This is a genomic window from Pseudomonas sp. HTZ2, from assembly GCF_033173945.1.
In the GTDB taxonomy this organism is placed as follows: Bacteria; Pseudomonadota; Gammaproteobacteria; order Pseudomonadales; family Pseudomonadaceae; genus Aquipseudomonas; species Aquipseudomonas guariconensis.
In genome coordinates, this window is the sequence record NZ_CP137332.1 from 2,695,284 (window position 1) to 2,709,502 (window position 14,219).

General features: G+C 64.1%; 13 protein-coding genes. 7 read left to right on the forward strand and 6 right to left on the reverse strand.

What is annotated here, in order from left to right; translation table 11 throughout:
• Positions 1–15: 15 nt before the first annotated feature.
• Positions 16–828 carry a crotonase/enoyl-CoA hydratase family protein gene (locus R6G97_RS12525; protein WP_317847047.1) on the reverse strand — a complete coding sequence of 271 codons (813 nt, stop codon included), beginning with the start codon at positions 826–828 and terminating at the stop codon, positions 16–18.
• A gap of 150 nt (positions 829–978) precedes the next feature.
• On the opposite strand from R6G97_RS12525, the gene nhaB reads away from it, so the two are divergent.
• Positions 979–2,481, forward strand: a complete 1,503-nt coding sequence (gene nhaB / locus R6G97_RS12530; RefSeq protein WP_043212198.1) for a sodium/proton antiporter NhaB — start codon at positions 979–981, stop codon at positions 2,479–2,481.
• Between the two features lie 55 nt (positions 2,482–2,536).
• Here nhaB and R6G97_RS12535 read toward each other — a convergent pair whose 3' ends face one another.
• The gene (locus R6G97_RS12535; RefSeq protein WP_070572581.1) at positions 2,537–2,929 is read right to left on the reverse strand and encodes a GFA family protein; all 393 of its coding nucleotides are present in this window, start codon (positions 2,927–2,929) and stop codon (positions 2,537–2,539) included.
• A 291-nt stretch (positions 2,930–3,220) separates the two neighbouring features.
• Between R6G97_RS12535 and R6G97_RS12540 the strand changes: the two genes are divergently transcribed.
• Complete coding sequence (locus R6G97_RS12540) at positions 3,221–4,969, forward strand: BCCT family transporter (protein WP_043212194.1); 1,749 nt, start codon at positions 3,221–3,223, stop codon at positions 4,967–4,969.
• Between the two features lie 110 nt (positions 4,970–5,079).
• On the opposite strand, the gene ehuA is transcribed toward R6G97_RS12540, so the two are convergent.
• The 4 genes from ehuA to ehuB form a co-directional block, all read right to left on the reverse strand.
• The gene (ehuA, locus tag R6G97_RS12545; RefSeq protein WP_043212192.1) at positions 5,080–5,937 is read right to left on the reverse strand and encodes an ectoine/hydroxyectoine ABC transporter ATP-binding protein EhuA; all 858 of its coding nucleotides are present in this window, start codon (positions 5,935–5,937) and stop codon (positions 5,080–5,082) included.
• A complete protein-coding gene (gene ehuD / locus R6G97_RS12550) occupies positions 5,937–6,593 on the reverse strand; it encodes an ectoine/hydroxyectoine ABC transporter permease subunit EhuD (protein WP_102082432.1) in 657 nt (218 codons plus the stop codon). Before ehuD ends, ehuA begins: the two co-directional genes overlap by 1 nt.
• Complete coding sequence (ehuC, locus tag R6G97_RS12555) at positions 6,590–7,249, reverse strand: ectoine/hydroxyectoine ABC transporter permease subunit EhuC (protein ID WP_043212187.1); 660 nt, start codon at positions 7,247–7,249, stop codon at positions 6,590–6,592. Before ehuC ends, ehuD begins: the two co-directional genes overlap by 4 nt.
• A 62-nt stretch (positions 7,250–7,311) precedes the next feature.
• Complete coding sequence (ehuB, locus tag R6G97_RS12560; protein ID WP_043212186.1) at positions 7,312–8,169, reverse strand: ectoine/hydroxyectoine ABC transporter substrate-binding protein EhuB; 858 nt, start codon at positions 8,167–8,169, stop codon at positions 7,312–7,314.
• A 269-nt stretch (positions 8,170–8,438) separates the two neighbouring features.
• Here ehuB and ehuR point away from each other — a divergent pair, with 269 nt between their 5' ends.
• From ehuR to doeB, 5 genes are all read left to right on the forward strand, one after another.
• Complete coding sequence (ehuR, locus tag R6G97_RS12565; RefSeq protein ID WP_317847048.1) at positions 8,439–9,833, forward strand: MocR-like ectoine utilization transcription factor EhuR; 1,395 nt, start codon at positions 8,439–8,441, stop codon at positions 9,831–9,833.
• Positions 9,834–9,983: 150 nt separating this feature from the next.
• Complete coding sequence (eutB, locus tag R6G97_RS12570; RefSeq protein ID WP_090344467.1) at positions 9,984–10,955, forward strand: hydroxyectoine utilization dehydratase EutB; 972 nt, start codon at positions 9,984–9,986, stop codon at positions 10,953–10,955.
• A gap of 31 nt (positions 10,956–10,986) precedes the next feature.
• Complete coding sequence (eutC, locus tag R6G97_RS12575) at positions 10,987–11,979, forward strand: ectoine utilization protein EutC (RefSeq protein WP_090344465.1); 993 nt, start codon at positions 10,987–10,989, stop codon at positions 11,977–11,979.
• A 29-nt stretch (positions 11,980–12,008) separates the two neighbouring features.
• The gene (gene doeA / locus R6G97_RS12580; protein ID WP_317847049.1) at positions 12,009–13,199 is read left to right on the forward strand and encodes an ectoine hydrolase DoeA; all 1,191 of its coding nucleotides are present in this window, start codon (positions 12,009–12,011) and stop codon (positions 13,197–13,199) included.
• 4 nt (positions 13,200–13,203) lie between these two features.
• Positions 13,204–14,217 (forward strand): N(2)-acetyl-L-2,4-diaminobutanoate deacetylase DoeB, encoded by a 1,014-nt coding sequence (gene doeB / locus R6G97_RS12585; RefSeq protein ID WP_043212028.1) that lies wholly within the window; start codon positions 13,204–13,206, stop codon positions 14,215–14,217.
• The last annotated feature ends 2 nt before the right edge of the window (positions 14,218–14,219 follow it).

Sequence of the window (14,219 nt, forward strand, 5' to 3'; positions counted from 1 at the left end):
CCCCCCCCGCCCCGGTCAGTCGGCGAAGGTCGGTTTCTGTTTGCTCATGTGCGCCGCCATGGCGACCCGCAGGTCTTCGGACTGCAACATGGCGGCGTTCCAGGTGGCGATGTACTCCAGGCCATCGTCAATGCGATGGTCGCGCATGTAATTGAGCATCTCTTTGGTGCCGCTCACCGCAATCGGAGATTTTTGCGCGATTTGCGCTGCCAAGGCAAAGACTCCTTCACGCAGTGCGGCCTGATCGTCGAACACCTGATTGACCAGGCCGATGCGCTGGGCCTCGTGCGCCACGACATGGCGTCCGGTGTAGGCCATTTCGCGCATCACACCGTCGCCGATGATACGCGGCAAACGTTGCAAGGTCCCGACATCGGCGGCCATGCCCATGTCGATTTCCTTGATCGAGAACTGCGCATCGGCACTGCAGTAACGCATGTCACAGGCCGAGACCAGGTCGATCGCACCGCCCAGGCAGTAGCCCTGGATCGCCGCCAGCACCGGTTTGCGGCAGTTGTCCACGGCATTGAACGAGGCCTGCAGGCCCAGGATGGTGCGCCGAAGCAGGCGCGCATTGCGGCCCACGTCCTTGCCCATTTGCCCGGCCAGCTGAGCCAGCAAGGCCAGGTCGATACCTGCACTGAAGTGCTGGCCCGCGGCGCTCAGCACCACCACGCGCACCGCGTCGGTGTCGTCGATCCATTGGAAGATGTCGATGATTTCCTTCCAGAAGTCGCCGTTCATGGCATTGAGCTTTTCCGGACGGTTGATCTGCACATGGGCAATGTTGTCGGTCAACTCAACCTTGAATGCGCGGTACTCGGTCACGGGCAGTACTCCTGTAGGTAAAAGGTTCACGCGCCGGACTATAACGCACCCTCAAGGCCGTGCTTGTGCCAAAAGCGGGACTGAACGCCTTGCACCTGACGCCCGCATCGGGCACCTTGCGCGACTGCTGAATCAAAAGGATACAAATTCATGTCCCGCTCCCTGACCGGCGCTCTCGCCCATAACTTCCTGGGCCAGTCGCCGCTCTGGTACAAGGCCGTCATCTGCCTGTTCCTCGTGCTCAACCCCGTGCTGCTGGCAACCCTCGGTCCGGTGGTCACCGGCTGGGTGCTGGTGATCGAGTTCATCTTCACCCTGGGCATGGCGCTCAAGTGCTACCCGTTGATGCCCGGCGGCTTGCTACTGATCGAGGCGCTGCTGTTGGAGATGACCACGCCCCAGGCCCTCTATGAAGAGCTGCAGCACAATTTTCCGGTGATCCTGCTGCTGATGTTCATGGTCGCCGGCATTCACTTCATGAAGGAACTGCTGCTGTTCCTGTTCTCCAAGATCCTGCTGGGCGTGCGTTCGAAGGCCATCCTGGCGCTGCTGTTCTGCGTGCTGTCGGCATTCCTGTCGGCGTTTCTCGATGCCTTGACCGTCACGGCGGTGATCATCAGCGCCGCAGTGGGTTTCTATGCGGTCTATCACCGCGTCGCTTCCGGCGCCAACCCGCGCGAGGAGTCCGAACTCGACAGCGACCACCAGGTGCCGCAACTGCACCGTGAAGACCTGGACCAGTTCCGCGCCTTTTTGCGCAGCCTGTTGATGCATGGCGCGGTGGGCACGGCCCTGGGCGGGGTGTGCACCTTGGTAGGCGAGCCACAGAACCTGCTGATCGGCCATGAGATGGGCTGGCATTTCGCCGATTTCTTCTACAAGGTGGCGCCGGTGTCGATGCCGGTACTGGCGGCAGGCCTTGTGACGTGCGTGTTGCTGGAGAAGCTGCGGTTGTTCGGTTACGGCACGCTGATGCCCGAACGCGTGCGCCAGGTGCTGGCCAGCTATGCGGCCGAAGACGATGCCGCGCGGACCTCGGCCCAGCGCGTCGCTTTGCTGGTACAGGGGATCGCCGCATTGATCCTGATTGTCTGCCTGGGCCTGCACGTTGCCGAGGTCGGCCTGATCGGCCTGCTGGTGATCGTGCTGATCACCGCCTTCACCGGCATCACCGACGAGCACCGCCTGGGCCGTGCATTCCAGGATGCGATGCCGTTCACCGCACTGCTGGTGGTGTTCTTCGCGGTGGTCGCGGTGATCCATCAGCAGCAGTTGTTCAGCCCATTGATCACGTGGGTCCTTGCTCTGCCGGCCGACCAGCAGCCGGGCATGCTGTACCTGGCCAATGGCTTGCTGTCGGCGATCAGCGACAACGTGTTCGTCGCCACGATTTACATCACCGAGGTGAAGCAGGCGTTTCTCAACGGCGCCATGAGCCGTGAGCACTTCGAGACCCTGGCGGTGGCGATCAACACCGGCACCAACCTGCCCAGCGTGGCCACGCCCAATGGGCAGGCGGCGTTCCTGTTCCTGCTGACCTCGGCGATCGCACCGCTGGTGCGGTTGTCGTACGGGCGGATGGTATGGATGGCATTGCCTTATACCGTGGTCATGGGCGGGCTGGGCTGGTGGGCGGTGACCTACTGGCTCTGAGCGGCTAGCGCGGGCGAGAGGCGATGGCTTTGCAAGCGAGACTGTCGGGTCGAAATCAGCCCTCGGTACGCCCCGTCCCTTCCCGATCGCCCGTGTAATGTCGGGCGAACGGGAACGCCGGCAACCACGCTTCACGCCGAACGGTCCAACTTTCGTAAGTTGGCGTGAACTGATCTGGCGCATCCAGCGCTCCGAGGTGGACCTCCACCTCATCCCCGCTTCGCGAAAACACCGACGAACCGCAGCGCGGGCAGAAAAACCGTCCGGCATAGTCACCCGTCCGGCCTTCGACCTTCACCGCCTCTTCGGGGAAAATCGCCGACGCGTGAAACAGTGCCCCATGGTGTTTTCGACAATCGAGGCAATGACAAAGCCCCACTCTATAGGGCTGCCCCGAAGCCTCGAAGCGGACCTGACCGCAAAGGCAACCGCCTGTGAACAGGTGCATACCTAACCTCCTTTGGTCGTGATCTTGATGTCGCTGAAAAGGATAGTCCTACGAAGATTTCACTAGGTGTTCCGGCTCATCTTCTGGCCCAACGGCCAAATCGGCAGCCCGCCATGGCGTCGTAACAAGGACGTGCCAGGACGGTCTGGGAATAGGAAGCCCCCTTTGGCCGGCAGGATAATCGCCGCTTGGCGGCTCGGCCTGACCGGGTCGCACGTCGTCGCGTAGCGGCAAGCACAACAACAACAAACCTGCAGCGGCCAGGCACCCACAAAAGGGGCATTACGACACATGGCAAAGGAAGAGAACGTTGAAACACTCGCCCTTGGCGTGACAGATCCTTCGCAGACCGAAGAAGCCAAGAAGGATCGTCACCTCGAAGGCAAGATCGACTGGATTGTCTTCGGCATCACCAGCATCCTCGCAGTCGCATTCGTCATCTGGGGCTTCGTCAGCCAAGCGAGCCTGGCCAAAAGCGCCTCCACCGCCCAGTCCTGGGTCATCGTCCATTTCGGTTGGTTCTTCGTTCTCACCTCGACCTTGTTCGTGGTCTTCGTGCTGTGGCTGGCCGCAAGCCGCTATGGAAAAGTCCCGTTGGGGCGCGATGGCGAGGCGCCGGAGTTTCGCACCGTGTCCTGGGTAGCGATGATGTTCAGCGCCGGCATGGGCATCGGTCTGATGTTCTTCGGCGTGGCTGAGCCACTGTCGCATTACGTCTCCCCGCCTCCAGGAACTGCCGCCGGACAAACCAGCGAGGCGATGCAGGTGGCCATGGCCACTACCCTGTTCCACTGGACGCTGCACCCCTGGGCCATGTACGCCATCGTCGGCCTGGTGATCGCCTACGGCACGTTCCGGCGCGGGCGCTCGCAGCTGATTTCCACGGCGTTCCGACCGCTGATCGGCCGCCATGCCAACGGCCCCATCGGCCGCGTGATCGACATGATGGCGATCTTCGCCACTTTGTTCGGCTCCGCCGCCTCCCTGGGCCTGGGCGCCCTGCAGATCGCCGGCGGCCTGGAGTACAACGGCTGGATCGAGCATCCCGGCAAAATCTTCTACATCTCGATCATCACCCTGCTGACCGTGGCCTTCGTCGCCTCGGCGGTGTCCGGTATCGGCAAGGGCATCCAATGGCTGTCCAACACCAATATGGTGCTGGCGTTGGTGCTGGCGCTGTTCACCTTCATGGTCGGCCCGACGCTGCTGATGCTCAACCTGCTGCCGACCTCGATCGGCGTGTACATCAAGATGCTCCCGGAAATGATGGCGCGCACCAGCGCCAGCGGTGGCGAGCAGATGGACAACTGGCTGGCCGGCTGGACCGTGTTCTACTGGGCCTGGTGGATTTCCTGGACGCCCTTCGTCGGCATGTTCATCGCGCGCATCAGCCGCGGGCGCACCATTCGCCAGTTCGTCACCGGTGTGCTGCTGGTGCCTAGCCTGGTGAGCTTGATCTGGTTCACGATCTTCGGCGGTGCCGGTATCGATGCCCTGCAAGAAGGCACCTTCACCCTGGTCAATGGCGCCGTGAACAGCAACCACGCGCTCTACGAGCTGCTGGAAAGCTACCCGTGGGCGTCGGTGACTTCGGTATTGATCATGATCCTGGTGGGTATCTTCTTCGTCTCCGGCGCCGATGCCGCCTCCCTGGTGATGGGCACGCTGTCCGAGCACGGCACCACGGAGCCGTCCCGGGCCACGGTGATCTTCTGGGGCGCGCTGACCGGCACGGTAGCGGCGATCATGCTGGCGATCGGTGACCCGGCCAACCCAGGCGAGGCCCTGACCGGGCTGCAAAACCTCACGATCGTCGTGGCGTTGCCGTTCGTGATCGTGATGGTGCTGCTGTGCCTGGCGCTTTACCGCGACCTGCGCCGCGATCCGATGATGCTGCGTCACCTGCGCGGCAACGAGCTGATCGAGAAAGCCGTACTGTATGGCGCGGTCAAGCATGGCGAGGAGTTCTACATCGTCGTTCAGGAAAAGAAATCCGCCGTCAAACGCACCCACGCCGAGGCACAGGCCACAGAGACCTGAGGCCACCCAGCGCGGTGCGTGTGGGAGCGATTGCCCTGCTCCACCGCGCCGCCTGCTTCGCGGCGGTTCGACGCCGCGAACGGGCCATGGAAAATGGCACAGGATGGCCTTCAGTTGGCTTCCCTGACCGCACTCAGAAACGCCCGGGTCCGCTCCTGCTGAGGATGCTCGTACAGCTGGGCGGGCGCGCCCTGTTCGTGGATCTGCCCCTTGTAGAAGAAGCACACCCGATCCGCGAACTCGCGGGCAAAGCCCATCTGGTGGGTGACCATGAGCATGGTCAGGTTGTGCTCGCTGCCGAGCCTGCGGATGACATTGAGCACTTCACCGCACAGCTCCGGGTCCAAGGCCGAGGTGACCTCGTCGAACAGCATCACCTTGGGCCGCATGGCCAAGGCCCGGGCGATGGCCACCCGCTGTTGCTGGCCACCTGAGAGCTGCGAAGGGTAATGGTCGAACTTGTTGCCCAGCCCGACCATTTCCAGCAGTTCAGCGGCGCGCTCTCGGGCTTCGGCGGGCTTGATGCCAAGGACCTGCACTGGCGCTTCGATGACGTTCTGCAAGGCGCTCATGTGCGGGAACAGGTTGAAGCTCTGGAACACCATGCCGATCTTCGAGCGCACGCGGCGCACATGGCGGTCGTTGGCGCTCACCAGGGTGCCGTTGCGTCCTGGCATGTGGGTCAGCGATTCGCCGTCCACTTCGATCATGCCCTGGTCGATACCCTCCAGGGTCATCAGTACCCGTAGCAAGGTCGATTTGCCCGAGCCACTGGGGCCGATGATCGCCACCTTCTCGCCCGGCGCGACTTCCAGGTTCAGGCCATCGAGCACGGTGAAGTTGCCGTAGCGTTTGGTCACGTCGCGAAAGGCGACGATCGGCTGGGCGATGGCCGGTTCCGGCATGGCGTGGTCCCGCTGCAGGGGGCTGGTGGTGAGGGTGGCGAGGTTCGAGACAGGCGCGATCATTAGCGTAACTCCAGGCGCACTTCGAGGCGCCGAACCAGATAGGCCAGAGCGACGCTCAAGGCCAGGAAGAACAGACCGACCAGGGTGATCGGCTCCAGGTAGCGGAAGCTTTCGGAGCCGACGTTCTTGGCCTGCTGCATGATTTCCACCACGGTGATGGCAGAGAGCACCGGGGTGTCCTTGAGCATCGCGATCAGATAGTTGCCCAATGGCGGTAGGATCGGTCGCACCGCCTGGGGCAGGATGACCGTGCGGTAGGCCGTCCAGGGCGCGAAGTTCAGCGCCACCACCGCCTCCCACTGGCTGCGCGGCACGGCGTCCAGGCCCCCGCGATAGACCTCGGCGAGGTAGCAGGCGTAGTGCAGGCCGATGCCGAGGATGCCCGCCTGCATCGCGCTCATGTTCACGCCATAGTTGGGCAGCACGTAGTACAGAAAGTACACCTGGATCAACAGCGGTGTGCTGCGGATGAACTCGATCAGCAAGGTCACCGGCCAGGCGATGACCACTTGCCGGCTACGTCGACCGATCGCCAGGAACAGCCCCAGAACGATCGCGATCAAAAAGCCCACCAGCGTGATGCCCAGGGTCTTGATCGAGGCCTGCAGCAACTGTGGCAGGATCTGCGCGACGTAGTTCCAGTCCCAGATATTCATGACAGGCTCCCCCGCAGGCGACCACGGCCCAGGCGCCGTTCGACGCCGCGCATGGTGAAGTTGATGACTTGCGCCAAGACGAAGTACAGCAGCAGGGTCAGGCTGAAGATCTCCAGGGTCTGGAAGGTCGCCTGATCCAGTTGGCGGGCGCGGAAGCTCAGGTCTGACAAGGTGATCAAGGACACCAGCGAGGTGTTCTTGAGCAGCTCGATCAACAGGTTGGTGCCCGGAGCGATCGCCGCCAGCAGTGCCTGGGGCAGGATGACCCGGCGAAAGCGGGTGGCCGGCGGCATGTTGAGGGCGACGCAGGCTTCATATTGCCCCTTGGCCACCGAGCCGATGGCCCCACGCATCACTTCGGCGCCATAGGCACCGATGTGCAGCCCCAGGCCGACGATGGCCACCGTGTAGGCGCTCAGCTCAAGGTTGAACGGCGGCAGCGGCAGGACGAAGAACAGCCAGAACAGCTGCACCAGCAGCGACGTGCCGCGAAACAGCTCGATGTACGCCACGCAGAACCAGCTCAAGGGTCGCCAGGACGAGCGCCTGCCAAGGGCCGCGAGTATCGCGGCGACAATGGCCAGCAGCGAGCCGAAGAATGTGACCTGGACAGTGATCCAGGCGCCTTGCAGTAACAGCGGTATCAATTCACCCATGGTTCGACCTGAATAATCGGATTACGCAGGGAACGGCATGGCAAGCGCCATGCCACCTCGATTCATTGCTGGGCACACAGCTCGGCGGCGGTCTTGTCGGTCACGTTGGAGCGGTCGAAGCCGAACGGCGCGACAGTCTTCAGGTGCTCCTCGCTGCCCAGCCAGCGCTTGAGCTCGGCATTGACCGCATCACGCAGGTCCTTGTCCTCTGGGCGAAACGCCAGAGCGCCATAGCCGGTATGGGACGGATCGTCGGTGAAGTCGGTGATCGCCTGGACCTTGTCGCCGCCCTTTTTCGCCAAGCCCTTCATGGTCAGCTGAGTGCCCACGGCGGCGTCCGCGCGACCGGCACGCACGGCTTGCAACTGCGCCGTGGTGTCGGGTACCTGAAGGATCTGCTCGTCCTTGACCCCGGATTCGCGGGCGTAGGCGAGGTTGACGGTACCGGCCATTATCGCGAGCTTCACGTCGGGGTTCTTGGCGATGTCGGCATAGCTGTGCAGGCCTTTGGGGTTGCCGGCGGCCACCAGCAAGGTGTCGGGCAAGGCGTACTGCGGGTCGGTGAAGATCACCTGTTTGCAGCGCGCCGGCGTGATGTACATGCCGGCGGCGATCACATCGAAGCGCCCCGCCCGCAGACCAGGGATCAACGAGCCCCATTCGGTCAGCACGCCATCGACTTGCTTGATGCCCATCTTCTGGAAGATGACTTTGGCGATCTCGGGCGATTCGCCCGTGACTCGACCATCGGTCTCGGTGAAAGCGAACGGGGTTTCGTTGGCATATCCGATGCGGATACGGCTGTTTTCCTTGATGGTGTCGAGGGTCGTCGCCTGGGCGCTGGCTGCCAGGCCGATGGCCGCACAGGCCACCAGCAGGCGCTTGAGGGAAGAAACCGCGTTGGGGGAAGGCTGGCTCATCAATGAATCTCCTGTTTTGTTATCAAACCGTCGGCGACGGCTCTGTGTTTAGGAGGCAGTGGAGCAAAACAGCGAAGGCCGGGTGTGTCGTTCGATCGGTGCACAGCCCGAGCGTTCCGGCGGGCCGACGTAGTCTTGTTACTTACGGGTGTCGACCTTGGGCCGGAGCATACAAAAGCCCCGCAGCCGATGGGATTGCACTAGGACAATTGCCCGAAGATCCTGCGCGGGCGATGCTGTGTGCAGTCCCGGTCAGCGAAGCGATACACATGAAGAACTGGAAGAGCGTCCTCGACTCGGCGCGCATCGGCGAGTCCAAGTACAAGCTGCTGGTGCAGGCCATCGCCGGGGAGATCGAGCGCGGCGAGCTGGTCCATGACCAGCGCCTGCCACCGCAGCGCCAGGTGGCCGATGCCCTGGGAATCAGCGTGCAGACAGTGACCAATGCCTACAAGGAACTGGAGCGCCAAGGCCTGGTGCGCTGCGAGATTGGCCGTGGCAGTTTCGTCAGCCGACGCATGAGCGACCGGGTGGCTGACGACATCATCGACCTGCCCGAGCGTACCCTGGTGGATTTTTCCATCACCCGCATCCTGCATACCCAGGCGCACGAGCGCATCTGGCGCGACACCTGCGCTGAGCTCAGCGTGGAAGAGGACCAACCCTGGATCCATGCCTACCGCCCGATCGCCGGGTTCGAGAGCCATCGCGAGGCCGCGGTGCGCTGGCTGGCCGGACTGGGCATGAATGTGGAGCGCGACGACGTGCTGGTCACCAACGGCGCGGCCCATGGCATCTTCCTGGCCTTGGCGTCGCTGGCCGGGCCGGATGATGTGGTGCTCTGCGAGGGGCTGACCGACCACGGCGTGATCGGCAATTCGCAGGTGCTGGGGTTCACTCTCAAGGGCCTGGAGATGGACCGCGACGGCATCGACCCGGAGCACTTCGAGGACTTGTGCAGCAACGAACGGGTCACGGCTCTGGTGTGCACGCCCAACCTCAACAACCCCACCACCAGCCTGATGCCCGACGCCCGGCGCCGGGAGATCGCCGCCATCGCTCGGCGCTTTGGCGTGCACATCATCGAGGACGACGTCTACGGCCCCCTGCTGGGCGAGCGGCATGCGCCGCCGATCAGCCACTACGCGCCGGAGCTGTCGTTCTATTGCACCAGCATGACCAAGTCGGTGCTCACCGGGCTGCGGGTCGGCTACCTGGCGATGCCCAAGCGCCTGGCGCTACGCACCGAGAGCATCCTGCGGGTCAACAGCTGGATGGCTACCCCGCTGGTGGCGGAGATCGCCACCCGCTGGATCAACGACGGCCGCGCGGCGCAGTTGGCCGAACTGCAGCGCAAGCTGATCAGCGCCCGCCAGGCGATGGTGCGCGAACACCTGGGCGAGTACCTGTTGGGCAACCCGGCGCAGGCGCTCGGTGCCTGGCTGGGCATACCCGCGCACTGGGAAGTCGACAGCCTGGTCAGGGCACTGCGCCGTCGGCATATCGCCGTGACGCCCCCGGAACCGTTCCTGGTGCGCGGTACGCCACGGCCACGGGCGGTCAGGTTGTGTGTTGGCGCTGAATGCTCGGACACCAAGATGCGCAAGGCCCTGGCCGACATGCATGAACTGTTCGGCCAATACCCGCAGATCCATGAGCTTTGAAGCAGGACTGGAAGCCTGCGACAGGCCGCAAAGCCGCCCCGAATCCCCGCCATGAAAAAAATGTCCGGCAAATTGACCTAGTACATTCATCACGACAATTTGCCGCTCTTAGACTCCGCCCAACACAAGGTCACAGGTTGGGATGCGGTCATGTCAGTGCTTTCGCTTCACGATATCTACCTTGCCCATCAGCGCATCCAGGGGCTCGTGCGCCGCACGCCACTGGAGCACTCCCCTGCCCTGACCCGCCAGGTCGGCGTGCCGGTCTACCTCAAGCTCGAGTCCCAGCAGCTCACCGGTAGCTTCAAGCTGCGCGGCGCCAGCAACGCCATCGCCTGCCTCAGCGATGAACAGCGGGCACTGGGGGTGGTGACCGCCTCCACTGGCAACCACGGTCGGGCATTGGCTTACGCCGCGTCGCAACGGGGCGTGCCGGCGACCGTCTACCTGTCCGATCTGGTGCCCGCCAACAAGGTCCAGGCCATCCGTGACCTAGGCGCCGAAGTATGCATCGTCGGCCATTCCCAGGACGACGCCCAGCACGCCGCCCTGCGCCATGCCCAGGAACAAGGCGCGACGCTGGTTCCGCCGTTCGACCACCCGGACGTGATCGCAGGCCAAGGCACCCTGGGCCTGGAAATCCTCGAACAACTGCCCGAGGTCACCCAGGTGCTTGTACCGCTTTCCGGCGGTGGTCTGTTCGCCGGCGTCGCCTTGGCCGTCAAAAGCATCAACCCGGCCATCACCACCCACGGCATCAGCATGCACCGCGGCGCGGCCATGCACGCCAGTCTGCAGGCCGGCCACCCGGTCGAGGTGCAAGAACTGCCGACCCTGGCCGACTCCCTCGGCGGCGGTATCGGCCTGGACAACCGCCACACCTTCGCCCTCACCCAACGCCTGCTCGACCAAGTCCATCTGCTCGACGAAGCCGCCATCGCCAATGGCCTGCGTCACGCGTATCAGCAGGAGCGATTGGTGCTCGAGGGCGCCGCTGCAGTGGGTATCGCCGCCCTGCTCGAGGGCCGGGTGTCCGCTCGCGGGCCGATCGTGGTGGTGGTCAGCGGACGCAATGTCGACACCGCACAACACCTGCGGGTGATCAACGGCGCCGCTGCCTGAGGTCTTTTTTTCGCTCACTGGAGGTTCACCGATGCCGGCCATCACCTTGCTCAACGAAGCCGACCTGCGAGACTGCATCACCCTCGACCACGCTGCGATCGATACTGTCGAGCAGGCATTCGCCCTGCTGGCCACGGCCAAGGTGGCCATGCCGCCGATTCTTCGGCTGGACGTGCCGGAGCACAACGGCGAGGTGGACGTGAAAACCGCCTACCTGCCGGGCATCGAGCGATTCGCGATCAAGGTCAGCCCGGGGTTCTTCGACAACCCCAGCCTTGGCCTGCCCAGCCTCAACGGCATGATGATGCTGCTTTCAGCCCGCACCGGCCTGCTCGATGCGCTGTTGCTGGACAACGGCTACCTCACCGCCGTGCGCACCGCTGCCGCCGGCGCGGTGGCGGCGCGCTGGCTGGCCCGCGAAGACAGCCGCTGCGCGGCCCTGATCGGCAGCGGCGAACAGGCTCGCCTGCAGTTGCAGGCGCTGCGCCTGGTACGCCCGATCGAGCGGGTGCAACTGTGGGCACGCGATGCAGCAAAGGCCGCGGCGCTGGGCGATGAGCTGGGACGCGACGGCCACTTGCAGGTAGCAGTCTGCGACAGTGTCGACCAGGCCATGCACGGCGCGGACATTGCCATCACCTGCACGCCAAGCCGCGAGCCGTTGATCCATCCCAGGCACCTGAAACCCGGCCTGCACATCACCGCCATGGGCTCGGATGCCGAGCACAAGAACGAGATCGCACCGCAGGTGGTGGCCCAGGTCGAGCGCTATGTCGCCGACCGCCTTGGCCAGACCCGGTTGCTCGGCGAGCTGCACCACGCCCTGCGCGCTGGGGTGGTGAAAGACGAAAGCCGCTTCTGCGAGCTCGGCCAGGTCATCGCCGGCCAACAGCCAGGTCGCCTCAGCGCCGCTCAGATCACCTTGTGCGACCTGACCGGCACCGGCGCCCAGGACACTGCCATCGCCAACCTCGCCTTCGAGCGCGCCCGCGCTGCCGGCAAAGGCCTGGCATTCAACAGCTGAACCCACCCCACTCATCAGAGGGCATTGCAATGTCTCAGTCAGTGGTCAACCTGCCATTCAGCCGGCAGGAATACGCCCAGCGCCTGGCCAAGACCCGCGCCGCCATGCAGGCGCAGGGCCTGGACCTGTTGCTGGTCACCGATCCGTCGAACATGGCCTGGCTAACCGGCTATGACGGCTGGTCGTTCTACGTCCATCAGTGCGTGTTGCTGGCGCAGGAAGGCGAACCGATCTGGTTCGGCCGCGGCCAGGACGCCAACGGCGCCAAGCGCACGGTATTCATGGGCCACGACAACATCGTCGGCTACCCGGACATTTACGTGCAGTCGCGCGAGCGTCACCCGATGGACTACCTGTGCCAGGAAGTGATCCTGGCCAAGGGCTGGGGCGCGCTCAACATCGGCGTGGAGATGGACAACTACTACTTCAGCGCCGCTGCCTACCAGGCCCTGTGCCGCCATTTGCCCCAGGCGACCTTCAGCGATGCCGCCGGGCTGGTCAACTGGCAGCGGGCGGTGAAGTCCCCGCAGGAAATCGAGTACATGCGCATCGCCGCACGCATCGTCGAGAAGATGCATGCGCGCATCCTCGAACGCATCGAACCAGGCATGCGCAAGAATGAGCTGGTGGCTGAGATCTACAGCAGCGGCATTCTCGGTGTGGACGGCCATGGTGGGGATTACCCGGCCATCGTGCCCCTGCTACCGACCGGCGCCGACGCCAGCGCCCCGCACCTGACCTGGGACGACTCCCCGTTCGTCAAAGGCGCCGGGACCTTCTTCGAGATCGCTGGCTGTTACAAGCGTTACCACTGCCCGCTGTCGCGCACGGTGTACCTCGGCAAGCCGCCACGGCACTTTCTCGAAGGCGAGAAAGCCGTGGTCGAAGGCATCGCCGCCGGCCTTGAGGCCGCCCGCCCCGGCAACACTACCGGTGACATCGCCAAGGCGTTCTTCAAGGTGCTGGAGAAGTTCGGCATTCACAAAGACAGCCGGTGCGGCTACCCGATCGGCCTCAGTTATCCGCCGGATTGGGGCGAGCGCACCATGAGCCTGCGCCCCAGCGACACCAGCGTACTGCAACCGGGCATGACCTTCCATTTCATGCCAGGGCTGTGGATGGACGACTGGGGGCTTGAGATCACCGAAAGCATCCTGATCACCGAGACCGGGGTCCAGACCCTGTGCGACGTGCCACGCCAGTTGTTAGTCAAGGACTGATGCCATGAACGCATTCACAGACACCGAAGTGGCCAACCCGATCAGCAGCACGGTGGACTTCACCCGCGATGGCGTGCAACACGGATTTCTCAAGCTGCCTCATTCGCGTGACGACTCGGCCTGGGGCGCGGTGATGATTCCGATCACCGTGGTCAAGCACGGCGACGGCCCGACCGCGCTGCTCACCGGCGGCAACCATGGCGACGAATACGAAGGACCTGTGGCGCTCAGCAAGCTGGCCCAGCGGCTGCGCGCCGACCAGGTCAGCGGACGGGTGATCATCGTGCCGTTCATGAACACCCCGGCGTTCCATGCCGGCACCCGCACCTCGCCGATCGACCAGGGAAACCTCAACCGCAGCTTTCCGGGCAAGCCCGATGGCACAGTCACACAGAAAATCGCCGATTACTTCCGACGCACCTTGCTGCCGATGGCCGATGTGGTGCTGGACATCCACTCCGGTGGCCGCACCCTGGACTTTCTGCCCTTCGCCGCCTGCCACGTACTGCCCGACAAGGCCCAGCAGGCACGCTGCGAAGCGGGCATGCGGGCGTTCGCAGCGCCCTATGCCATGCGCATGCTGGAGCTCGATGCCCAGGCCATGTACGACACCGCTGCCGAGGCCCAGGGCAAGGTGTTCGTCACCACCGAACTGGGGGGTGGCGGCACCGCCACGGCGCGCAGCGTGGCCCTGGCCGAACGTGGCGTGCACAACCTGCTGGTGCATGCCGGCATCCTGAAAGGCGAGGTCACGCCCGACGAATCGATCATGCTCGACATGCCCGATGGCGACTGCTTCATCGCCAGCGAGCACGACGGCCTGCTGGAGATGTGCCGCGACCTGGGCGAACAGGTCAGCCAGGGCGAAGTGATCGCCCGCATCCACGACATTCGCCGCACCGGCAGCGCGCCGGTGGAGTACCGCGCCCGTCGCGACGGCCTGCTGGCCGCCCGGCATTTTCCCGGACTGGTGCAGTGCGGCGACACCCTGGCGGTGATCGCGGACGTACTGGCATAGAC

Bases quoted from the DNA above. Each gene is read 5' to 3' on its own strand.
- nhaB (WP_043212198.1), top strand. From the start codon at position 979: ATGTCCCGCTCCCTGACCGGCGCTCTCGCCCATAACTTCCTGGGCCAG.
- R6G97_RS12535 (WP_070572581.1), bottom strand. From the start codon at position 2,929: ATGCACCTGTTCACAGGCGGTTGCCTTTGCGGTCAGGTCCGCTTCGAG.
- R6G97_RS12540 (WP_043212194.1), top strand. From the start codon at position 3,221: ATGGCAAAGGAAGAGAACGTTGAAACACTCGCCCTTGGCGTGACAGAT.
- ehuA (WP_043212192.1), bottom strand. From the start codon at position 5,937: ATGATCGCGCCTGTCTCGAACCTCGCCACCCTCACCACCAGCCCCCTG.
- ehuD (WP_102082432.1), bottom strand. From the start codon at position 6,593: ATGAATATCTGGGACTGGAACTACGTCGCGCAGATCCTGCCACAGTTG.
- ehuC (WP_043212187.1), bottom strand. From the start codon at position 7,249: ATGGGTGAATTGATACCGCTGTTACTGCAAGGCGCCTGGATCACTGTC.
- ehuB (WP_043212186.1), bottom strand. From the start codon at position 8,169: ATGAGCCAGCCTTCCCCCAACGCGGTTTCTTCCCTCAAGCGCCTGCTG.
- ehuR (WP_317847048.1), top strand. From the start codon at position 8,439: ATGAAGAACTGGAAGAGCGTCCTCGACTCGGCGCGCATCGGCGAGTCC.
- eutB (WP_090344467.1), top strand. From the start codon at position 9,984: ATGTCAGTGCTTTCGCTTCACGATATCTACCTTGCCCATCAGCGCATC.
- eutC (WP_090344465.1), top strand. From the start codon at position 10,987: ATGCCGGCCATCACCTTGCTCAACGAAGCCGACCTGCGAGACTGCATC.
- doeA (WP_317847049.1), top strand. From the start codon at position 12,009: ATGTCTCAGTCAGTGGTCAACCTGCCATTCAGCCGGCAGGAATACGCC.
- doeB (WP_043212028.1), top strand. From the start codon at position 13,204: ATGAACGCATTCACAGACACCGAAGTGGCCAACCCGATCAGCAGCACG.